The following is a 16,812-nucleotide window of genomic DNA, read 5'->3' as shown; positions in this document are numbered from 1 at the left end:
TGCGGCCGGTCCGGCCGCCGCACCGGCCCGCGGGCAGCGGCGCCACGCCGCTGCTGGTCGCCTTCGGGATCGTCTTCGGCCTGGCGGCGCTGCTCGTCCTGCTCGCGGTCCTCGCCAATCTCGGCTGACGCCCGCGCGGCCCCGTCGGTGTGGCCGCCTATCCTGGACCGAATGAGCGACTTCGATCCCACCGCCGCCGACACCGTCGACAGCGCCGTGCTGCGCCGCTTCGTCGCCGTCGGGGAGGAGTTGCACTTCGCCCGCGCCGCCAAGGCCCTGCACATCGCCCGGCAGAGCCTGAGCCGCACCGTCATCGACCTCGAGAACGAGCTCGGCACCAGGGTTTTCGTGCCCGGCGCGTCCCCGACCCGGCTCACCGACGACGGGAGCGCGCTGCTCGACTACGCCCGGGCCCGGCTGGCCGCCGAGGCCAGGGCCGCGCAGGAGGTGGTGCCCGAGGCGCCCGCGAGCCTGCGGGTCGGTTTCGTCCCGGGGGTCACCGTCGCCAAGTGGTCGCGCATCTGGGCCGAGCGTCTGCCCGGGCACCCGCTCGAGGTCGTCGGGGTCTCCCAGGCCGAGCAGGAGAGCGCGCTGCGCGAGGGCCGGGTCGACGTCTGCTTCGTGCGCCTGCCGATCGACCGCGAGGGCCTGCACGCGATCTCGCTGTACCGGGAGACGCCGGTCGCGGTGGTGCGCAAGGAGGACGAGCTGTCGCTGCTGACCGAGGTCACCGACGCCGATCTCGACGGCGAGATCGTCCAGCCCACCGGCGATCTCGACCGGGCGGCCGACACGCTGGCCCTGGTCGCCGCGATCGGCGGGGCGGTGGTCGTCCCGATGTCGATCGCCCGGCTGCACCACCGGCGGGACCTGGTGTATCGCACCAGGATCGGCGTTCCCGACACCGAGATCGCGCTGGCCTGGGCCACCGGGGGCACGGCCGACCCGGAACTGGTCGAGGAGTTCGTCGGCATCGTGCGCGGCCGTTCGGCCAACAGCTCGCGCGGCAGCGCGGACCGGGCCGCCGACCGGGCCACGGCACCGCGCGCCAAGGCCGGCGGGAAGAAGGGCGGCGGGCGCACGGCGACGAAGAAGGCCGCGCCGCAGCGCGGCAAGCAGCCGAGAGGACGATCGGGCGGTCGCGGCAGGCGCTGACCGGCCCCGGACACGACGACGCCCGCGGACCCGGAGAGGGCCGCAGGCGTCGGGGACCGGGCTAGCGGGGGATCCGCTTGGTGACGGTGTCCAGGACCAGGATCAGCGCGATGAGGCCCGCGGTACCGACCAGGAAGATGTCCTCGACGTGGCCGTGGTGGTTACCGAACAGCATGGCGAGCAGCGCGACCACGGTGACCCAGCCGGCGATCTTGAACGTCTTCGGCGACTCACCGCTCCAGCCGAACGCGGCGGAGGGCACCTCGGCCGGGTCGACTTTGGTGACGACGGCGCTGGTGGCGGGTGCGAGTTCCGTGGCGGCCACGATCGCTCCTTAGGCTCGTGCTTGCGGTAATTGCTGCGCCTATCGTGGCATACGACTGTGCGTCGTAGCCAGCAGCCCTGCCACAATGGGCCCGTGTCCCATCCCGCATCGTCGCGTGAACCTCTCCCGGCAGGCCCGGGCGAGAAGGTGAAGGTGCTGCTCCTCGGCAGTACCGGATCGATCGGAACGCAGGCCCTCGAGGTCGTCGCGGCCGACCCGGACCGCTTCGAGATCGTCGGTCTGGCCGCCCGGGGCGGCAACACCGCGCTGCTCGCCGCCCAGATCGAGGCCACCGGCACCCGCAACGTCGCCGTGGCCGACCCGGCCGCCGCGGCCGCGCTCGGGGTCGAGCTGGCGGGCGCCGCGGCCGTCACCGAACTCGTGCGCCGCACCGAGGCCGACGTCGTCCTCAACGCCCTGGTCGGTTCGCTGGGACTGGAACCGACCCTGGCCACCCTCGAGTCCGGCACCCGGCTGGCGCTGGCGAACAAGGAGTCCCTCGTCGCGGGCGGGTCGCTGGTGACGCGCGCCGCCGCGCCGGGACAGATCGTCCCGGTGGACTCCGAGCACTCCGCCCTGGCCCAGTGCCTGCGCGGCGGCCGGGCCGAGGAGGTCGACCGGCTGGTGCTGACCGCCTCGGGTGGCCCGTTCCGTGGGTGGACCACCGAGATGCTGGAGTCGGTGAACCCGCGCGAGGCGAAGGCGCATCCGACCTGGTCCATGGGCCCGATGAACACCCTCAACTCGGCCTCGCTGGTGAACAAGGGCCTGGAACTCATCGAGACCCACCTGCTGTTCGGCATCCCCTACGACCGCATCGATGTCACCGTGCACCCGCAGTCGATCGTGCATTCCATGGTGACCTTCACCGACGGTTCGACCCTGGCCCAGGCCAGCCCGCCGGACATGCGGTTGCCGATCGCGCTGGCCCTGGCCTGGCCGGACCGGGTGCCCGGCGCGGCCGCGGCCTGCGATTTCACCACCGCGCAGACCTGGACCTTCGAGCCGGTCGACGACGAGGTCTTCCCCGCCGTCCGGCTGGCCAGGCAGGCGGGCGAGGCGGGCGGCAGCGTGACCGCGGTCTACAACGCGGCCAACGAGGTGGCGGTCCAGGCGTTCCTCGACGGCGCCCTCCGATTCCCCGATATCGTGCGCACCGTGGGCCGTGTGGTCGAAGCCGCCGACCGCTGGCACGCCGAGCCCGATACCCTGGACGATGTCCTCGCGGCCGACAGCTGGGCCCGGCACCACGCCACCGAGATCATCGCGAGCTGACCGCTGCCGCCGACGAGCAAAGGGAACACATGGTTTACGCGTTGGGCTTTGTGCTGTTCGCACTGGGCATCACGATTTCGGTCGCGTTGCACGAGTGTGGGCACATGTGGGCCGCGCAGGCCACCGGGATGAAAGTGCGGCGGTACTTCATCGGGTTCGGCCCCAAGGTCTTCTCGTTCCGCCGCGGCGAGACCGAATACGGTCTCAAGGCGCTGCCGCTGGGCGGCTTCTGCGACATCGCGGGTATGACCGCGCTCGACGAGATCGACCCCGAGGACGTCGACCGCGCCATGTACCGGCAGGCCACGTGGAAGCGGCTGCTTGTCATGTTCGGCGGCATCCTGATGAACTTCGCGCTCGGCTTCGTGCTGCTGGTGGTGCTGGCGATCGGCTGGGGCCTGCCGCACCTCGACCAGCCGCCCGCCACCCAGCTGGGCACCATGAGCTGCGTCGCGGCGCAGAACCCCGACCGCACCCTGCGCGACTGCGCGGGTGACGGCCCCGCCCAGCGGGCCGGGCTCCGGCGCGGCGACATCGTGACCGCCGTCGCCGGCGTGCCGGTCACCACCTGGGAGCAGTTCCAGGCCGAGACCCAGAAGCAGACCGGCCCGTTCACCTACACCGTCCGACGCGACGGCACGACGACCACCGTGTCGGTGACCCCGGAGCGGGTCGTGCGCTACGCCAAGGACGGCACAAGCAAGGAGGTCGGCGCGGTCGGTGTCGGCCCCGACTTCTACCCGCCGGAGAAGTACGGCCCGATCGCCGCGGTGCCCGCCGCGGCGTCGTTCACCGGGGAGATGTTCGTCCAGACGGTGAAGTCGCTGGCGCAGATGCCGCAGAAGGTGTCGGCGCTGTGGACCGCGGTCACCGGCGGCGAGCGCGACCCGGAGACGCCGGTCAGCGTCTACGGCGCGAGCCGCATCGGCGGCGAGACCGCCGAGCGCGGCCTGTGGGGCGTGTTCATCATGGTGCTGGCCAGCCTGAACTTCTTCCTCGGCGCCTTCAACCTGCTGCCGCTGCTGCCGCTGGACGGCGGTCACATCGCGGTCGTGCTCTACGAGAAGGTGCGCGACACGGTGCGCGGCTGGCGCGGCAAGCTGCCCGCCGGGCCGGTCGACTACCTCAAGCTGCTGCCGGTCACCTACGTGGTCGTGGTCATCGGCGGCGCCTACATGCTGCTCACCCTGGCCGCCGACATCGTCAACCCGATCCGCCTGCCCTGACCGTCGTCCGCGATCGCGTGCCAGGCTCGGGTCGCGGCGGTGCCGGTTACGCCCGAGTAGCCGTCCTCACAGGGTGCGCGCCGGCGCGGCGCGACTAAGCTCGGAAGACGAACGGCCAGGTCGATCGATCATTCGCGCAGAAAGTAGGCAGCCGACAGTGACCAGCACAATCGGATTGGGGATGCCCGCCGCCCCCGCCGCTGTCCTCGCACCGCGGCGCAAGACCCGGCAGCTGATGGTCGGCTCGGTCGGCGTCGGCAGCGACCACCCGGTGTCGGTGCAGTCGATGACCACCACCAGGACCCACGACGTCAACGCCACCCTGCAGCAGATCGCCGAGCTCACCGCCTCGGGCTGCGACATCGTGCGGGTGGCCTGTCCGCGCCAGGAGGACGCGGACGCGCTGGCCACCATCGCGCGCAAGTCGCAGATCCCGGTCATCGCCGACATCCACTTCCAGCCGCGCTACATCTTCGCCGCGATCGACGCGGGCTGCGCCGCGGTGCGGGTGAACCCCGGCAACATCAAGGAGTTCGACGGGCGCGTCAAAGAGGTCGCCAAGGCGGCCGGCGACGCGGGCATCCCCATCCGCATCGGCGTCAACGCCGGTTCGCTGGACAAGCGGATGATGGAGAAGTACGGCAAGGCCACCCCCGAGGCGCTGGTGGAGTCGGCGCTGTGGGAGGCCGGGCTGTTCGAGGAGCACGGCTTCGGCGACATCAAGATCTCGGTCAAGCACAACGACCCGGTGGTCATGGTCGAGGCCTACCGCCAGCTCGCCGCGCAGTGCGACTACCCGCTGCACCTCGGCGTGACCGAGGCGGGCCCCGCCTTCCAGGGCACGATCAAGTCGGCGGTCGCCTTCGGCGCGCTGCTGAGCGAGGGCATCGGCGACACCATCCGCGTCTCGCTCTCGGCGCCGCCCGCCGAGGAGGTGAAGGTCGGCGGCCAGATCCTGCAGTCGCTGAACCTGCGGCCGCGCAAGCTCGAGATCGTGTCCTGCCCGTCGTGCGGCCGCGCCCAGGTCGACGTGTACACCTTGGCCAACGAGGTGAGCGCCGGGCTGGAGGGCCTCGAGGTGCCGCTGCGCGTCGCGGTCATGGGCTGCGTCGTCAACGGGCCGGGCGAGGCCCGCGAGGCCGACCTCGGCGTCGCGTCCGGCAACGGCAAGGGCCAGATCTTCGTCAAGGGCGAGGTCGTCAAGACCGTGCCGGAGGCGCGGATCGTGGAGACCCTCATCGAGGAGGCGCTGCGCATCGCCGAGGAGATGGGCGAGCAGAGCGGCGGCGGAGCGCCGGTCGTCACCGTCGGCTGACCGGGTCCCGGTCACGTTTTCGCCGACTCGTACCACCCGGCGGGGTTTCGTGGCAGGCTGGAGGCGTGCGGAGTCTGCTGGAGCCGACGCGACGGTCCAAGACCGGCCCCGCGCGCCCCGTGCCGGTGCGCGAGTTGGCTCAGGTCCTGAAAGCGCTGGATACCGATCCGGTGGCCTCGTGCATGATCGCGGCCCGGGTCCAGGAGTTCGGTCTCGACGCCCGGGTCGGGCTCGGCGAACTCTGGAGCCGCGGCGCCCCCGCCGACTCCCTCTGTTTCTCCGGCGCGAACCTGGTCCCCTTGCACGGTGACCTGGACGACCTGCGCGCCTTCGCCGACCGGGCCCGCCGCTGGCCGCGCGTGTGCTCCTCGGTCGTCGGCCGCCGGGAGCTGGCGCTGCCGCTGTGGGAGATGCTCGCCCCCGCCTGGGGCACCCCGCGCGACCTGCGCGCCGACCAGCCGCTGCTCGCCCTCGACCGGCCCGCCGTGACCGCCTCCGACGGCGCCGTGCGCCGGGTCCGGCTCGACGAGATCGATCGCTACCTCTCGGCCGCTATCGCCATGTTCATCGAGGAGGTCGGCATCGACCCGCGGGCGGGCGACGGCGGGCGTGGCTACCGGCGGCGGATCCGCAGCCTGATCGAATCCGGCCGCGCCTGGGCGCGTTTCGAGGACGGCGAGGTGGTCTACAAGTCCGAGATCGGTGCCCTGTCGCGGCGCACCGGCCAGATCCAGGGCGTCTGGGTGCATCCCGACCACCGCGGCAACGGTCTGGGCACGGCGGGCACGGCCACCGTCGCCAATGCGGTTGTGGCGACCGGCCGTACGGCCAGCCTGTACGTCAACGACTACAACTCCGTCGCCCGCCGCGCCTATCACCGCATCGGCTTCCGCCAGATCGCCACCTTCGCCACCGTGCTGGTGGATTGAGCCGTCCCCGGGCGGAATTCGCGCCGTCCCGGCGTGTTGGGCGCCGCGACACGTCGGCGGCCGGGGCTACCATCGGGACCGATGAGGACACCGATGCTCACCAGTTTCGCGGTCGCTGTTCTCGCCGTCGCGGCGACCGCCTGTTCGTCCGGCGCCCAGGGGCCGGTCCCCGCCGCCGACGCGTTCGCGCGTGCCCTGGCCGCGCACGACACGGCCGCGGCCGCCGCGCTGACCACCCAGCCCGAACGGGCCCGGCCCGCACTGGATTCGGCGTGGGCGGAGCTGCAGGCGGAGAAGCTGTCGGTCCGGATCGGGGACGCGCGGGTCAGCGGTGACACCGCCACCGTCGACTACACCTACGAGTGGACGCTGCCGAAGAACCGCGTGTGGACCTACAGCGGCGAACTGCAGATGGGCCGCACCGGCGGGGCGTGGCAGGTCCGTTGGACCGCCTCGGACCTGCACCCCAAGCTCGGCGACACCCAGACCATGGAGCTGCGGGCCGCGCCCGCGCCGCGCGCGCGGGTCAACGAGTCCGCGGGCGGTGACGTGCTGGTCCCCGGCAAGGTGTCGCGGGTGATCTTCGACGCGGGCGCCGCCCAGGACCCGGCCCGGACCGCCGACGCGCTCGGCGCGAGCCTGGTCCGCGTCGACAAGACCCTCACCGGTCCGGCCGTGCTCGCCGCCGCCCGCCGCGCCTCGGGACCCGTCACCGTCGTGCGGCTGACCGAGGGGGAGTGGAACGAGGTCGGGGGCGAGCTGATCGGCCTGCCGGGGGTGACGGTCACCCAGGAGTGGGACCTGGTCGCCACCGATCGCCACTTCGCGCCGGACCTGCTGAGCCAGGTGCGCAAGTCGGTGATCGCCGAGGTCGACGGCAAGGCGGGCTGGTCGGTGGTGACCCGCAACGCCGACGGCGCCGACACCGACGTGCTGCACGAGGTGCCGGCTCAGCCGGCGCCGTCGTTCTCCCTCAGCATCGACCGATTCGTGCAGAACGCCGCCCAGCACGCGGTCGACCTGCGCACCGAGCAGACCATGCTGGTGGCGCTGCGCCCGTCGACGGGCGCGATCCTGGCCGTCGCCCAGAACGCGGCGGCCGATCGCGACGGTCCGGTCGCGACCATGGGCCAGTACCCGCCGGGTTCGATCTTCAAGACGGTCACCGCCTCGGCCGCCATGGCCGCCGGGACGGTCACCCCCGACACGGTGCTGCCGTGTCCGAGCCGGATCACGATCGGGGAACGCACCATCCCCAACTACGAGCTGTTCACCATCGGCAGCGTCCCGATGGCCAACGCCTACGAGCGCTCCTGCAACACCACCTTCGCCAAGCTGGCCAGCGGGCTGTCCGGCACCGCCCTGCCCGAGGCCGCCGCGCGCCTCGGCGTCGGCCAGGACTACACCGTCGACGGTCTGCCGACCTTCGGCGGCTCGGTGCCGCCGGCCGAGGACCTCGTCCAGCGCAGCGAGGACGGCATCGGCCAGGGGCGGGTACTGGCCAGCCCGTTCGCCATGGCGGTGATGGCGGCGACGGTCGCGCACGGCTCCTCGCCGGTGCCCTATCTCATCGAGGGGCGGCCGACCGTGGTGAAGGGGGAGCGTCCGCCGATCGATCCCGCCGTGGTGGACGGCCTGCGCGCGATGATGCGCCTGGTGGTGACCGGCGGTACCGCCGAACGGATCCGGGACCAGGGCGAGGTGTACGGCAAGACCGGCGAGGCCGAGGTCGAGGGCGGGTCGCACTCGTGGTTCGTCGGCTACCGGGGCGACATCGCCTTCGCGACCCTGCTGGTCAAGGGCGGCAGCTCCGACAACGCGGTGGCGGTCACCCGGGACATGTTCGCGGCGCTGCCGCCCGGCTACTGAGTCGTCAGCGGGCGGCGGCCGCGGCCGCGAAGGAGGCGATGTCGACGGGGGCGAGCAGGCCGCGCACGACGGCGAGGGAGGTGTCGGTGGCGTGCTCGGTGGCGGCCTCGTGCTGGATCTCGTAGCCCGTGGTGGGTCCGGCCGGGTCCGCGGGATGGGCGCGGTCGAGCGCGTCGATGGTGGCGGCGCCGCCGAAAATCATCGCTCCGATGGTCAGAAACATTGTGGAACGCTTCATGATTCGTCTCCCTCACGCCCGGGCGGAACGTCGTGCGGTGGATCGAGCGGCGTTACCCTTTCCGTTCTGTACGCCGTATGGCCATTACTGGAAAGTAGCTGACGAATGCACCGTAGGGCGGAAACGGCGCGCGGAACAAGCCGCTGGTGACCAGCGACACGGAATCGTTGCTTTTCGGATCCCGATCAGATCCGCTGCAGCGTGGCGGCCAGATGGTGCTGCAGGGATTCGCCGACCGCGGCCATCCGCAGGGTGTAGTCGACGGTGTCTCCCGTGACGTGGAAGGAGCGGCCGAGCCCGGTCACCGATTTCGCCGAACCGGACAGCCCGATGTTCGTCGAGTTCAGTTCGAGCCGGACTCCGTCGGTGGTCTCGGTGACGGTGCCCTCGCAGATCTCGGTGATCCCGGTCGGGTGGGCCAGGATCAGTTCCACGCGGCCGGGCGCGGGGCTGCGCAGGTAGCCGGTCTCGGCGTGCAGGCCGCGGCCGTCGTCGGCCGCGCGGGTGCGTTGCCGGTAGGTCAGGAAGGGGCGGCCGAGGTGCCCGAAGGAGATCTCCTCCAGATAGTCGAACGGCGCGATGGTCGGGTATTCCCCGTGGCCACGGCCGCGCCAGCGGCCGAGCAGCGGGGCGAGCGCCGCGATGTCGGGATGCAGCGGGACGGGGGTGGTGGTTTCCGCGGTTTCGGCCACGCGCGACAGCCTACGCGCGGGCGCCCGGCGCACCGCCCTCGGCCCGGTCGCCCGCGGCCGACGTTACCGGCGCGCCCGACGACCTTCCCGCGATAGGGTGTGCCTCGCCGCCGCCCGAGGTGCGGCGAGCCGCAAAGGAGTAGACGTGTTGGGACATGTGAGGCCCGCCCGTGGGTTTCGCGCCGGGCTGGTGCGGTCCGCGGTGTTCGGCGCCGCACTGGTCATGGCCGCCGCCTGTTCGGATTCCGGGACGGGCGCCGAACCCGCCGCCATCGACGGTAATCGGTACAGCCAGACGATTCTGGCCGCGAATTCCGACGCCGCGCACGCCCAGTTCACCCAGGCCGACCTGGTGAACGCGTGGGGTCTGGTGGATCGCCCGAAGGGTGCCGGTGGGCATTTCTGGGTCGGTGCGGGCGGGAAGTCCTTCCAGTTCCTCGGCGACGTGCATTCGTCGTCGGACCCGAAATTGCAGAAACTCTCGCAGGACGGCCTGAAAACCGTCGTGGTGCCCGGCGCGGACGCCGATCCCGGCGACAAGAGCATCGGCAAGACCACCGGCGCGGTCTTCAACGGCGCCCCGGTGAATTCCGACGTGTTCGTGGTGCGCGACCAGCCGGTCACCTTCGACGACGGTTTCGTGCTGCCGCTGACCGGTTCGGCGCGGGTCGTGTTCGCCACCGACTCCGGTCGGCTGGCGGCGTGGACCGAGCTGGCGCCCGACGGCGCCACGGTGCGCCGCGACGGCCCGGCGGTGCAGGTCTTCGACGGATCCGCGGCCGGCATGTCGTTCACCGGGCTGGCCGTCGCCCCGTCCGGAGATCGCCTGCTGGCGGCCGACTTCGGGGAGAACCCGCAGCTGCGGACCTTCGACAAGTTCTGGCAGCCGGTGGCCACCACCGGGTTCGCCAACCCGTTCGCCACCGGTGAGGTGCTCGACGTGACCGCGCCGGAGAAGGGCCGCAAGGCCGTGCCCGGCGATCCGGTGCCGTTCAACGTCACCACGATCGGCGGCCGGGTCTTCGTGACCTACGCGATCAGCGGCAAGGATCCCAAGGACGCGAAGAAGTTCGCCAAGGGCGCCGAGGTCGCGCTCGACGCCAAGGGCGAACAGGCCGCGGGCGGCAAGCCCGATCGCGGCAAGGTGGTCGAATTCGACGCCGCGGGCAAGCTGGTGCGCATCCTCGACGACGACGGCCGCCTGAACGCGCCGTGGGGCGTGACCATCGCGCCGTCGAATTTCGGTGTGCTGTCGGGCAAGCTGCTGGTCGGTAACTCCGCCGGGCTCGGCCGGGTGCTCGCCTACGACGACACCACCGGCAAGTTCACCGACTACCTGCGCGACGGCGACGCGAAGGCGATCGAGATCGCCGGCCTGCACGCGCTGGTGTTCGGCGACGGCGACACGCTCGGCGACGCGAACGCGCTCTACTTCACCGCAGGCCCCGACAACGGTCGCGGCGGCCGGTTCGGCAGCCTGCGCCTGAAGTAGGAACGCCCACACCGGACACGGGCGGCGTAGCGGACATCTCGGATGTCCGCGCGCCGCCTGTTCCTTCCCGGGCCCGAGTGCGGGACAGTGGTGACGGGAAGTTTGCCGGTGTCATCGTCCGTCACCTCCGTGGCGGCCGGTGCCGGAGCAGGAAGGTCGGGCGATGAAGGTTTTCTGTGCTGTGGCCGGTTGCCGTACGGGGGAGGGCCGCCATGGTTGACGGCTCCCCGCTACCGGATCGGGACGCGGTGCTGGCCGCTCTGCGCGGCCTGCCCCACGACGGTCATCCGATGCTGACGGCGGCCGCCGAACTGGTGGCGTTGCACCGCCGCCGCGAACGCGGTCCCGTCGTCGCGGCGGCCGAAGTCGACCGCCGCCGTGCGCATCTGGTCCGCACCATCGACCGCTGGGCGGTGCTGGCCACGCCGGTTCCCGCGTGTTGGGCCCAGGTGAGCAGCGAATCGGTGGGCAGCCTGGTCGACCGGCTCGCCGCCCTGTCCGAGGCGGTCTTCGCGGTCCCGGACGAGTTCTTCTACGCCGAATGGCGCCGGCTCGACGCCCTGGCCCACGACTATCAGGAGCTGATCGAGGCCCTGCGGGCGGGCACCCACACCCTGCCCGCGCCCGCCTGGTAGCGGCCGGGAAAGGGTTCCGGGCCACCCGATTCCGGCGGCGTACCATCGGTGACGGGGGCCGCCGCCGGGTTCCCCGCTGCCCGAGGAGAGCGAGGTCGGCGTGCGTGATTCTCCCGTCATCCCCGATCCGCGCCCCGCTCGGCCGGCCGGAGCCGGCCTGGGGATCGGTTGTGCCGCAGCGGAGTTCGTCGGCCGGAGCGCTCCGTCCGCCGCGCCGGTGCGTCACTCGCCGACACCCGCACGCGGCGCCCGAGACGATCCCGCCTCGGGCGCGGACACCCGCGCCACTCCCCGGCATCACCGACCGGCACGCGAACGCGCCGAGCCGGCGGACCGGGCCGACAGCATCCCGGTGCCGGCGAGCCCGCCCGCGTCGGAACGGGCGACCCACACCGATCCGGCGGCGGTCGCCCTGGCGCCGGTGTTGCGCTTCCGGCCCCGGAGTGCGGAAGCCTCCGGAAGCCCGCTGTTCTGCGTCGCCCCGTCCGACGGCTTGGCCTGGCCGTACGCCGGCCTGACGGCCCATCTGCCCCCTTCGGTCCCGCTCTACGGCCTCCAGCCGCCGGGCCTCACCGCGGGGCCGGTGCCGGGGGGGCACGGGGGAGCCGGGGCCCGCCCGCGGAACGGTTCCGGCAGACACCTGGCACCCGGCGACGGTCGCGGACTTCGCCGAGCACGGCGCGGCGTCCCTGCGCACGGTGGCGGCACACGGTCCGTATCGCCTGCTCGGCCTCGGTTTCGGCGGCTTCGTCGCCTACGAGATCGCCGCGCGGCTGCGTGCGGCGGGCGAGCAGGTCGACCTGGTCGTGGTCGACTGCGTTCCGGGCCGGGGGGAACGCCCGGACGCCCCGTCCGCGAACGCCTCGACCCACGCGGGAACCGTGCCGACGGCCACCTCCGCCGAGGCCCCCGTCCCGGGCCCGGCGAACCCCCTCGACCTCGCCCGCGTCACCGGCGTCGTGCGCCCCCGCACGGCGGGCGTGGCCTCGGCCGCGCGGTCGGCGACGGCGACCTACCGGCCCACCGCGTCGGACATCGACCTGACCGTCGTCGTCCTGGCCGGGACCCGCGTCGGCGCCGACGACCCCGCCGCCGCGCTGCGGCGGTGGCGCAGGCACACGAGCGGGCGGGTGACGGGGAGACTGCTCGACGCGGCGCCGGGCGAACTCGCCGCGCCCGAGGTGTCGGCGCTGCTGGCCGAGATCCTCGACGCGCACCCGCGCGGGTGATCCGTCAGCGGAAGCTCTCGCGCACCTGCTGGAGCAGGGCCGCGGAATCGCGGGGGCTCAGCGCCATGGCGCGCAGCTGGTCGAAGATGACGCCGAAGCGGCGGATCTCGTCGTAGCCCTCGACGAGGACGTGGGTCGCCAGGCTCTCGACGTAGACGACCTCGGGGTCGGTCGGGTTGTGGAAGTCGAGCAGCGTGAACGAGCCCGCCATGCCGGGGTGGGCGCCCGCGTCGAAGGGCAGGATCTGCAGGATGACGTTCTTGCGCTGGGTTTCCTTGATCAGCTGGTCGAGCTGACCGGCCATGACCGCGGGGCCGCCGACGACGCGGCGGATGGCGGCTTCGTCCATCACCACCCACAGGTCGAGTGGTTCGTCCTTGGTGAGGTTGACCGCGCGGTCCATCCGGGCCCTGGCGCGGTTCTCCATGGTGGCGGCGTCCAGGCGGGGCATGGTCGTGTCGATGACGGCGGCGGCGTAGTCGTAGGTCTGGAGCAGGCCGGGCACCGTGGAGGTCTGGTATTGGCGGGCGGAGAGCGCCTCGGCCTCGAAATTGATGAAGGCGGCGTAGACCTCGGAGACCGCGCCCTCGTATTCGTGCGACATGCCGGGTTTGAGCGCGTCGGCGAGTAATCGGTTCGCTTCTTCGCGTTGGGCGTCGCTGACCTGATAGAGGTCCAGCATGGCGCCGAGAGTGCGCCGTTGGGGGCGCGCCTGCGCCATTTCGATCCGGTACAACGTCGTGACGTTGATTCCCGTGCGCGCGCTGACTTCTTCCTTGCTGAGGCCGGCGCGCTCGCGTAGCTCTCGAAGCATCGCGGCCAGTCTGCGGAGCCTGACGGTGAGTGCGGTCCGCTTGCCTGCCATGCGTTCCCCTTCGCTCGGTCGTTTCGCATTATTGCGTGTGCGCCGTCCCGCTGTCACGGGATCGGCGCGAACAGGGTTGTTAACGCCCCTTCAGCCCGCCGTACTGGGAGTCAAGGGGTCTTACGCGCTCCGAATCCTGTTGATGCACACGACATCTGTACTTGCATCTGTGTGTACGGACCTTGACCGCAGGAGTGACAACGCAATCTTGCGTTCTTGCGACAAGGGGAGCATGATCCAGCTAGCCTAGTCGCCAGTTCGACCATCCAGCAGGGCTAGGGATTAACCGAATCGAGAGCGAATCATGTTGGTACATAAATTGTTGGTGCCGGGTGAATTCGGGGTGCGGCGATGAGCGCGCCGGTGGTTGGGGTACTGCCGACCGCGCCGCAATTGTTGTGTGCGTTCCAGGGGCGTCGTTTTCAAGATCGCGAATTGTTGCGATCGGCGCACGCGCTCGCGGAACTGCACGAGCGGAGGGTGCAGGTGCGCGATGCCGCGCTGCTTGCCGAGATCGATTGCAGGCGGGGTGAACTCGTCGACGACATCAACGACTGGATCACCACCGAGGTGCCGCAGCCGCGCAGTGGCGCGTCGCTGCACACCGAGAGCCTCGGTGCGGTGGTGGACCGGATGGCCCGCAGCTGGGTCGACGCCAATCAGGCCATCGATGTCGACGGCGCGCGCAGCGACAACACGCACAAGCACTGGTATCACCTGGCGGAGCTGGTCGACGGCTACACCGACCTGGTGACCGATGTCGCCGGAGGCCGCAGGCGGCTGCCGGAGCAGTAGTGAGAGTTCCATGATTTGCGACGGTGTGCGCGAGCGGGGAGAGCCCGACGCGCACACCGTTTTTCGTCATCCGGCGTCGGTGAGCACGGTGTCGAAGGCGACCCGGTCGCCGCGGTAGAGCGAGCGGACCCGCTCCACCGGTTCGCCCGCCGCGTCCACGCTGCGCCGGTGCAGCAGCAGCATCGGCAGGGCGGTGGTGCACTCGAGCAGGCCCGCCTCCCTGGGGGTGGCCAGGACGGTCTCGACCCGCTCGCTCGCGCGGGCCAGGGCGGTGCCCGAATGCCGGATCGCGGCGTAGAGCGACGTGGTCGGGTCGTAGTCGGCGTAGAGGTGGGCGAACCGGTGCAGCGGGAGGTAGGTGCTCTCCAGCCCGATCCGCTCGCCGTCGGCCAGCAGGACGCGTTCCAGGTGCATGACCGGGGTCTGCGGCGCGAGCGCGAGCGCGTCCGCGGTGTCCTCGTCGGCCGGCTCGTCGGCCCAGGTGACCAGGATGCGGCCGGGCACCCGTCCCTGGCTGATCGCGCCCTCGGTGTAGGAGCGCAGCGACAGGGGCTGCACGAGTTTGGGTCGCGAGACGACGGTGCCGCGCCCTCGGCGGCGAATCCGCCCGGCCACCAGCAGTTCCCGCAGCGCCTGGCGCACGGTCTCCCTCGCGACGCCGAAGCGGCCCGCCAGTTCCCGTTCCGACGGGACCGGGTCGTCGGTGGCGAGCTCGTCGAGGATGGCCTCGATCTCGGTGCGCACCTGATAGGCCTTGGAGAACCGGGTGGTCTCGGTCGATCGCATGGTCCCAGCCTACCCGAATTGGTCTATACCAATTGTTAACCCGCTGTTCGCGCGGGCCACACCCATCGGTCTAGACCATTCGTCAGGATGGTCGCATGCGATTGGTCATCATCGGCGGCGGGATCCTCGGCACCGCCCACGCCTGGGCCGCGGTCACCCGCGGTCACGAGGTCGTGCACCTGGAACGGGAGCGGGAGGCGCGCGGCGCGACCGTCCGCAACTTCGGGCTGGTGTGGGTCTCGGGCCGTGCCCCCGGCGAACTCGCGATCGCCCTGCGGTCGCGGGAGCTGTGGGAGGAGATCGGCGGGCGGGTCAGCGGGGTCGGGTTCCGTCCCGCCGGCTCGATCACGCTGGCGCGCACCGCCGCCGAGCTCGCGGTCGCCGAGGCCGCCGCGGCGGGCCCCACCGCGGCCGAGCGTGGCTTCACCCTGCTCGACCCGGAGCAGGTGCGGCGAGTGAATCCCGCACTGCGCGGGGACTTCCTGGCCGGGCTGCACTGCGCCACCGACGCCGCGGTCGAGTCCCGCCGAGCGCTGCCCGCGCTGCGCGCCTACCTCACCGGCACCGGCCGCTACACGTTCCACGAGGGCGTCGAGGCCCGGGCCGTCACCGACACCGGCTCGGGCGCGGTCGTGCTCGACGACCACGGCCGGCGCTTCGAGGCCGACGTGGTCGTCCACTGCCCGGGGGCCGCCCATTCCGGCCTGACCCGCGAACTGGCCGGCGACCTGCCGGTGCGGCGCGTGCGCCTGCAGATGATGCAGACCGAGCCGCTGGGCGAGCCGCTCACCACCGCGATCGCCGACGGCGACAGCTTCCGCTACTACCCCGGGTTCGCAGGCCCCGCCCTCGACGCGCTGGCCGCCACCCAGTCGCAGACCGCGACCGCCGCCGAACACCGGATGCAGCTGCTGTGCGTGCAGCGCCTGCACGGCGGCCTCACCATCGGCGACACCCACGAGTACACCGAACCGTTCGGCTTCGACGTCGACGAGGCGCCCTACGAACACCTCACCGAGGTGACCGAGGCGTTCCTCGGCCGTCCGCTGCCCCGCGTGGTGCGCCGGTGGGCGGGCGTCTACAGCCAGAGCGTCGACCCCGGCGCCGTGTGCACCCGGGTCCGTGCCGCCGACCACGTCTGGGTCGTCACCGGTCCCGGCGGCCGCGGCATGACGCTGGGACCCGCCATCGGCGCCGACACCGCCGACCTACTCGATCTGTGAGGAACACCGTGCCGGAGAACACCATCCAGCTCGCCGTGCTCGACATGGCGGGTACCACCGTCGCCGACGACGGGCTGGTGCTGCGCGCCTTCGACGCCGCCGCCACCAGCGCGGGCATCCCCGCCGCGGGGCCCGAACGCGAGGCCGCGCGGCGGTACGTGCTCGACACCATGGGGCAGTCCAAGATCGTGGTCTTCCGTGCCCTGCTCGGGGATGAGGACCGCGCCGCGGCCGCCAACCGCGCCTTCGAGGCCGCCTACTCCGACCTGGTCGACGCGGGCGGCGTCGCGCCGATCCCCGGCGCGGCCGCGGCGATCGGCACCCTGCGCGAGGCGGGTGTCAAGGTCGCCCTGACCACCGGGTTCAGCCGGAGCACCCAGGACCGCCTGCTCGCCGCGCTCGGCTGGACCGACCTGGCCGACCTCACCCTCGCCCCCGCGCAGGCCGGCCGCGGCCGCCCCTACCCGGACCTGGTGCTCACCGCCGTGCTGCGCCTCGGCGTCGACGCGGTCGACCGCGTCGCGGTCCTCGGCGACACCACCAGCGACATCGGCACCGGCCTCGCCGCGGGCGCGGGCATCGTCGCGGGCACCCGCACCGGCGCGCACACCGCCGAGCAGCTGCGCGCCGCGGGCGCCACCCATGTCGTCGACTCGGTCGCCGACTTCCCCGCGCTGGTCCTCGGCCCGCGCCCCTGACCCCGGCGCGTCCCGCCGCCGGTTCCCGTCCCTCCGACCTCCCCTCGAACCAGAGCGAAAGTTGC

The 16,812-nt window shown here is 72.1% G+C and carries 17 protein-coding genes; 12 read left to right on the top strand and 5 right to left on the bottom strand.

The features are described from left to right. The first annotated feature begins 171 nt into the window (after positions 1 to 171). On the top strand, positions 172 to 1,155 hold the full coding sequence (locus tag ON36_RS18440; protein WP_052314107.1) for a LysR family transcriptional regulator: 984 nt from the start codon (positions 172 to 174) through the stop codon (positions 1,153 to 1,155). Positions 1,156 to 1,216: 61 nt separating this feature from the next. Here ON36_RS18440 and ON36_RS18435 read toward each other — a convergent pair whose 3' ends face one another. Beyond that, positions 1,217 to 1,480 (bottom strand): DUF2631 domain-containing protein, encoded by a 264-nt coding sequence (locus ON36_RS18435; protein ID WP_043654912.1) that lies wholly within the window; start codon positions 1,478 to 1,480, stop codon positions 1,217 to 1,219. Positions 1,481 to 1,573: 93 nt separating this feature from the next. Between ON36_RS18435 and dxr the strand changes: the two genes are divergently transcribed. From dxr to ON36_RS18410, 5 genes are all read left to right on the top strand, one after another. Continuing rightward, positions 1,574 to 2,755 carry a 1-deoxy-D-xylulose-5-phosphate reductoisomerase gene (gene dxr / locus ON36_RS18430; protein WP_083885223.1) on the top strand — a complete coding sequence of 394 codons (1,182 nt, stop codon included), beginning with the start codon at positions 1,574 to 1,576 and terminating at the stop codon, positions 2,753 to 2,755. A 29-nt stretch (positions 2,756 to 2,784) separates the two neighbouring features. Then, on the top strand, positions 2,785 to 3,981 hold the full coding sequence (locus ON36_RS18425; protein WP_043654907.1) for a M50 family metallopeptidase: 1,197 nt from the start codon (positions 2,785 to 2,787) through the stop codon (positions 3,979 to 3,981). 157 nt (positions 3,982 to 4,138) lie between these two features. Beyond that, positions 4,139 to 5,296, top strand: a complete 1,158-nt coding sequence (gene ispG, locus ON36_RS18420) for a flavodoxin-dependent (E)-4-hydroxy-3-methylbut-2-enyl-diphosphate synthase (protein ID WP_043654904.1) — start codon at positions 4,139 to 4,141, stop codon at positions 5,294 to 5,296. 65 nt (positions 5,297 to 5,361) lie between these two features. Then, a complete protein-coding gene (locus tag ON36_RS18415) occupies positions 5,362 to 6,225 on the top strand; it encodes a GNAT family N-acetyltransferase (RefSeq protein ID WP_083885222.1) in 864 nt (287 codons plus the stop codon). Between the two features lie 81 nt (positions 6,226 to 6,306). Then, entirely contained in the window at positions 6,307 to 8,094 is a 1,788-nt protein-coding gene (locus tag ON36_RS18410; RefSeq protein ID WP_052314106.1) for a penicillin-binding transpeptidase domain-containing protein, read from the top strand. A gap of 4 nt (positions 8,095 to 8,098) precedes the next feature. Here ON36_RS18410 and ON36_RS18405 read toward each other — a convergent pair whose 3' ends face one another. Both ON36_RS18405 and ON36_RS18400 read right to left on the bottom strand, forming a co-directional pair. Further along, entirely contained in the window at positions 8,099 to 8,296 is a 198-nt protein-coding gene (locus tag ON36_RS18405) for a hypothetical protein (protein ID WP_043654895.1), read from the bottom strand. Positions 8,297 to 8,517: 221 nt separating this feature from the next. Then, positions 8,518 to 9,033: a peroxynitrite isomerase gene (locus tag ON36_RS18400; RefSeq protein ID WP_085999644.1), complete on the bottom strand. Its 516-nt coding sequence runs from the start codon at positions 9,031 to 9,033 to the stop codon at positions 8,518 to 8,520. Positions 9,034 to 9,169: 136 nt separating this feature from the next. Between ON36_RS18400 and ON36_RS18395 the strand changes: the two genes are divergently transcribed. The 3 genes from ON36_RS18395 (at position 9,170) to ON36_RS18385 (ending at position 12,380) form a co-directional block, all read left to right on the top strand. Further along, the gene (locus ON36_RS18395; protein ID WP_245558128.1) at positions 9,170 to 10,516 is read left to right on the top strand and encodes a TIGR03118 family protein; all 1,347 of its coding nucleotides are present in this window, start codon (positions 9,170 to 9,172) and stop codon (positions 10,514 to 10,516) included. Positions 10,517 to 10,728: 212 nt separating this feature from the next. Continuing rightward, complete coding sequence (locus tag ON36_RS18390) at positions 10,729 to 11,151, top strand: hypothetical protein (RefSeq protein WP_043654889.1); 423 nt, start codon at positions 10,729 to 10,731, stop codon at positions 11,149 to 11,151. 524 nt (positions 11,152 to 11,675) lie between these two features. Beyond that, complete coding sequence (locus ON36_RS18385; RefSeq protein WP_083885219.1) at positions 11,676 to 12,380, top strand: thioesterase domain-containing protein; 705 nt, start codon at positions 11,676 to 11,678, stop codon at positions 12,378 to 12,380. Between the two features lie 4 nt (positions 12,381 to 12,384). Here ON36_RS18385 and ON36_RS18380 read toward each other — a convergent pair whose 3' ends face one another. Beyond that, positions 12,385 to 13,245 (bottom strand): helix-turn-helix domain-containing protein, encoded by an 861-nt coding sequence (locus ON36_RS18380; RefSeq protein ID WP_043654882.1) that lies wholly within the window; start codon positions 13,243 to 13,245, stop codon positions 12,385 to 12,387. Between the two features lie 435 nt (positions 13,246 to 13,680). Here ON36_RS18380 and ON36_RS18375 point away from each other — a divergent pair, with 435 nt between their 5' ends. Then, positions 13,681 to 14,040 carry a DUF4254 domain-containing protein gene (locus ON36_RS18375; RefSeq protein ID WP_043654880.1) on the top strand — a complete coding sequence of 120 codons (360 nt, stop codon included), beginning with the start codon at positions 13,681 to 13,683 and terminating at the stop codon, positions 14,038 to 14,040. 66 nt (positions 14,041 to 14,106) lie between these two features. On the opposite strand, the gene ON36_RS18370 is transcribed toward ON36_RS18375, so the two are convergent. Beyond that, the gene (locus tag ON36_RS18370) at positions 14,107 to 14,826 is read right to left on the bottom strand and encodes a GntR family transcriptional regulator (protein ID WP_043654877.1); all 720 of its coding nucleotides are present in this window, start codon (positions 14,824 to 14,826) and stop codon (positions 14,107 to 14,109) included. Positions 14,827 to 14,921: 95 nt separating this feature from the next. Between ON36_RS18370 and ON36_RS18365 the strand changes: the two genes are divergently transcribed. Next, the gene (locus ON36_RS18365) at positions 14,922 to 16,049 is read left to right on the top strand and encodes a TIGR03364 family FAD-dependent oxidoreductase (RefSeq protein ID WP_043654874.1); all 1,128 of its coding nucleotides are present in this window, start codon (positions 14,922 to 14,924) and stop codon (positions 16,047 to 16,049) included. Further along, positions 16,046 to 16,747, top strand: coding sequence for a phosphonatase-like hydrolase (locus tag ON36_RS18360; protein ID WP_281004870.1), 702 nt, complete (start codon positions 16,046 to 16,048; stop codon positions 16,745 to 16,747). The genes ON36_RS18365 and ON36_RS18360 overlap by 4 nt, the downstream gene beginning before the upstream one ends. The last annotated feature ends 65 nt before the right edge of the window (positions 16,748 to 16,812 follow it).

The organism is Nocardia thailandica NBRC 100428 (assembly GCF_000308795.1).
In the GTDB taxonomy this organism is placed as follows: domain Bacteria; phylum Actinomycetota; class Actinomycetes; order Mycobacteriales; family Mycobacteriaceae; genus Nocardia; species Nocardia thailandica.
This window is presented reverse-complemented; position numbering and strand designations above follow the sequence as displayed.

Coding starts and splice junctions, on each gene's coding strand:
- ON36_RS18405 (WP_043654895.1), bottom strand. CDS start 8,296: ATGATTTTCGGCGGCGCCGCCACCATCGACGCGCTCGACCGCGCCCAT.
- ON36_RS18410 (WP_052314106.1), top strand. CDS start 6,307: ATGAGGACACCGATGCTCACCAGTTTCGCGGTCGCTGTTCTCGCCGTC.
- ON36_RS18390 (WP_043654889.1), top strand. CDS start 10,729: ATGGTTGACGGCTCCCCGCTACCGGATCGGGACGCGGTGCTGGCCGCT.
- ON36_RS18440 (WP_052314107.1), top strand. CDS start 172: ATGAGCGACTTCGATCCCACCGCCGCCGACACCGTCGACAGCGCCGTG.
- ON36_RS18365 (WP_043654874.1), top strand. CDS start 14,922: ATGCGATTGGTCATCATCGGCGGCGGGATCCTCGGCACCGCCCACGCC.
- ON36_RS18380 (WP_043654882.1), bottom strand. CDS start 13,245: ATGGCAGGCAAGCGGACCGCACTCACCGTCAGGCTCCGCAGACTGGCC.
- ON36_RS18370 (WP_043654877.1), bottom strand. CDS start 14,826: ATGCGATCGACCGAGACCACCCGGTTCTCCAAGGCCTATCAGGTGCGC.
- ON36_RS18425 (WP_043654907.1), top strand. CDS start 2,785: ATGGTTTACGCGTTGGGCTTTGTGCTGTTCGCACTGGGCATCACGATT.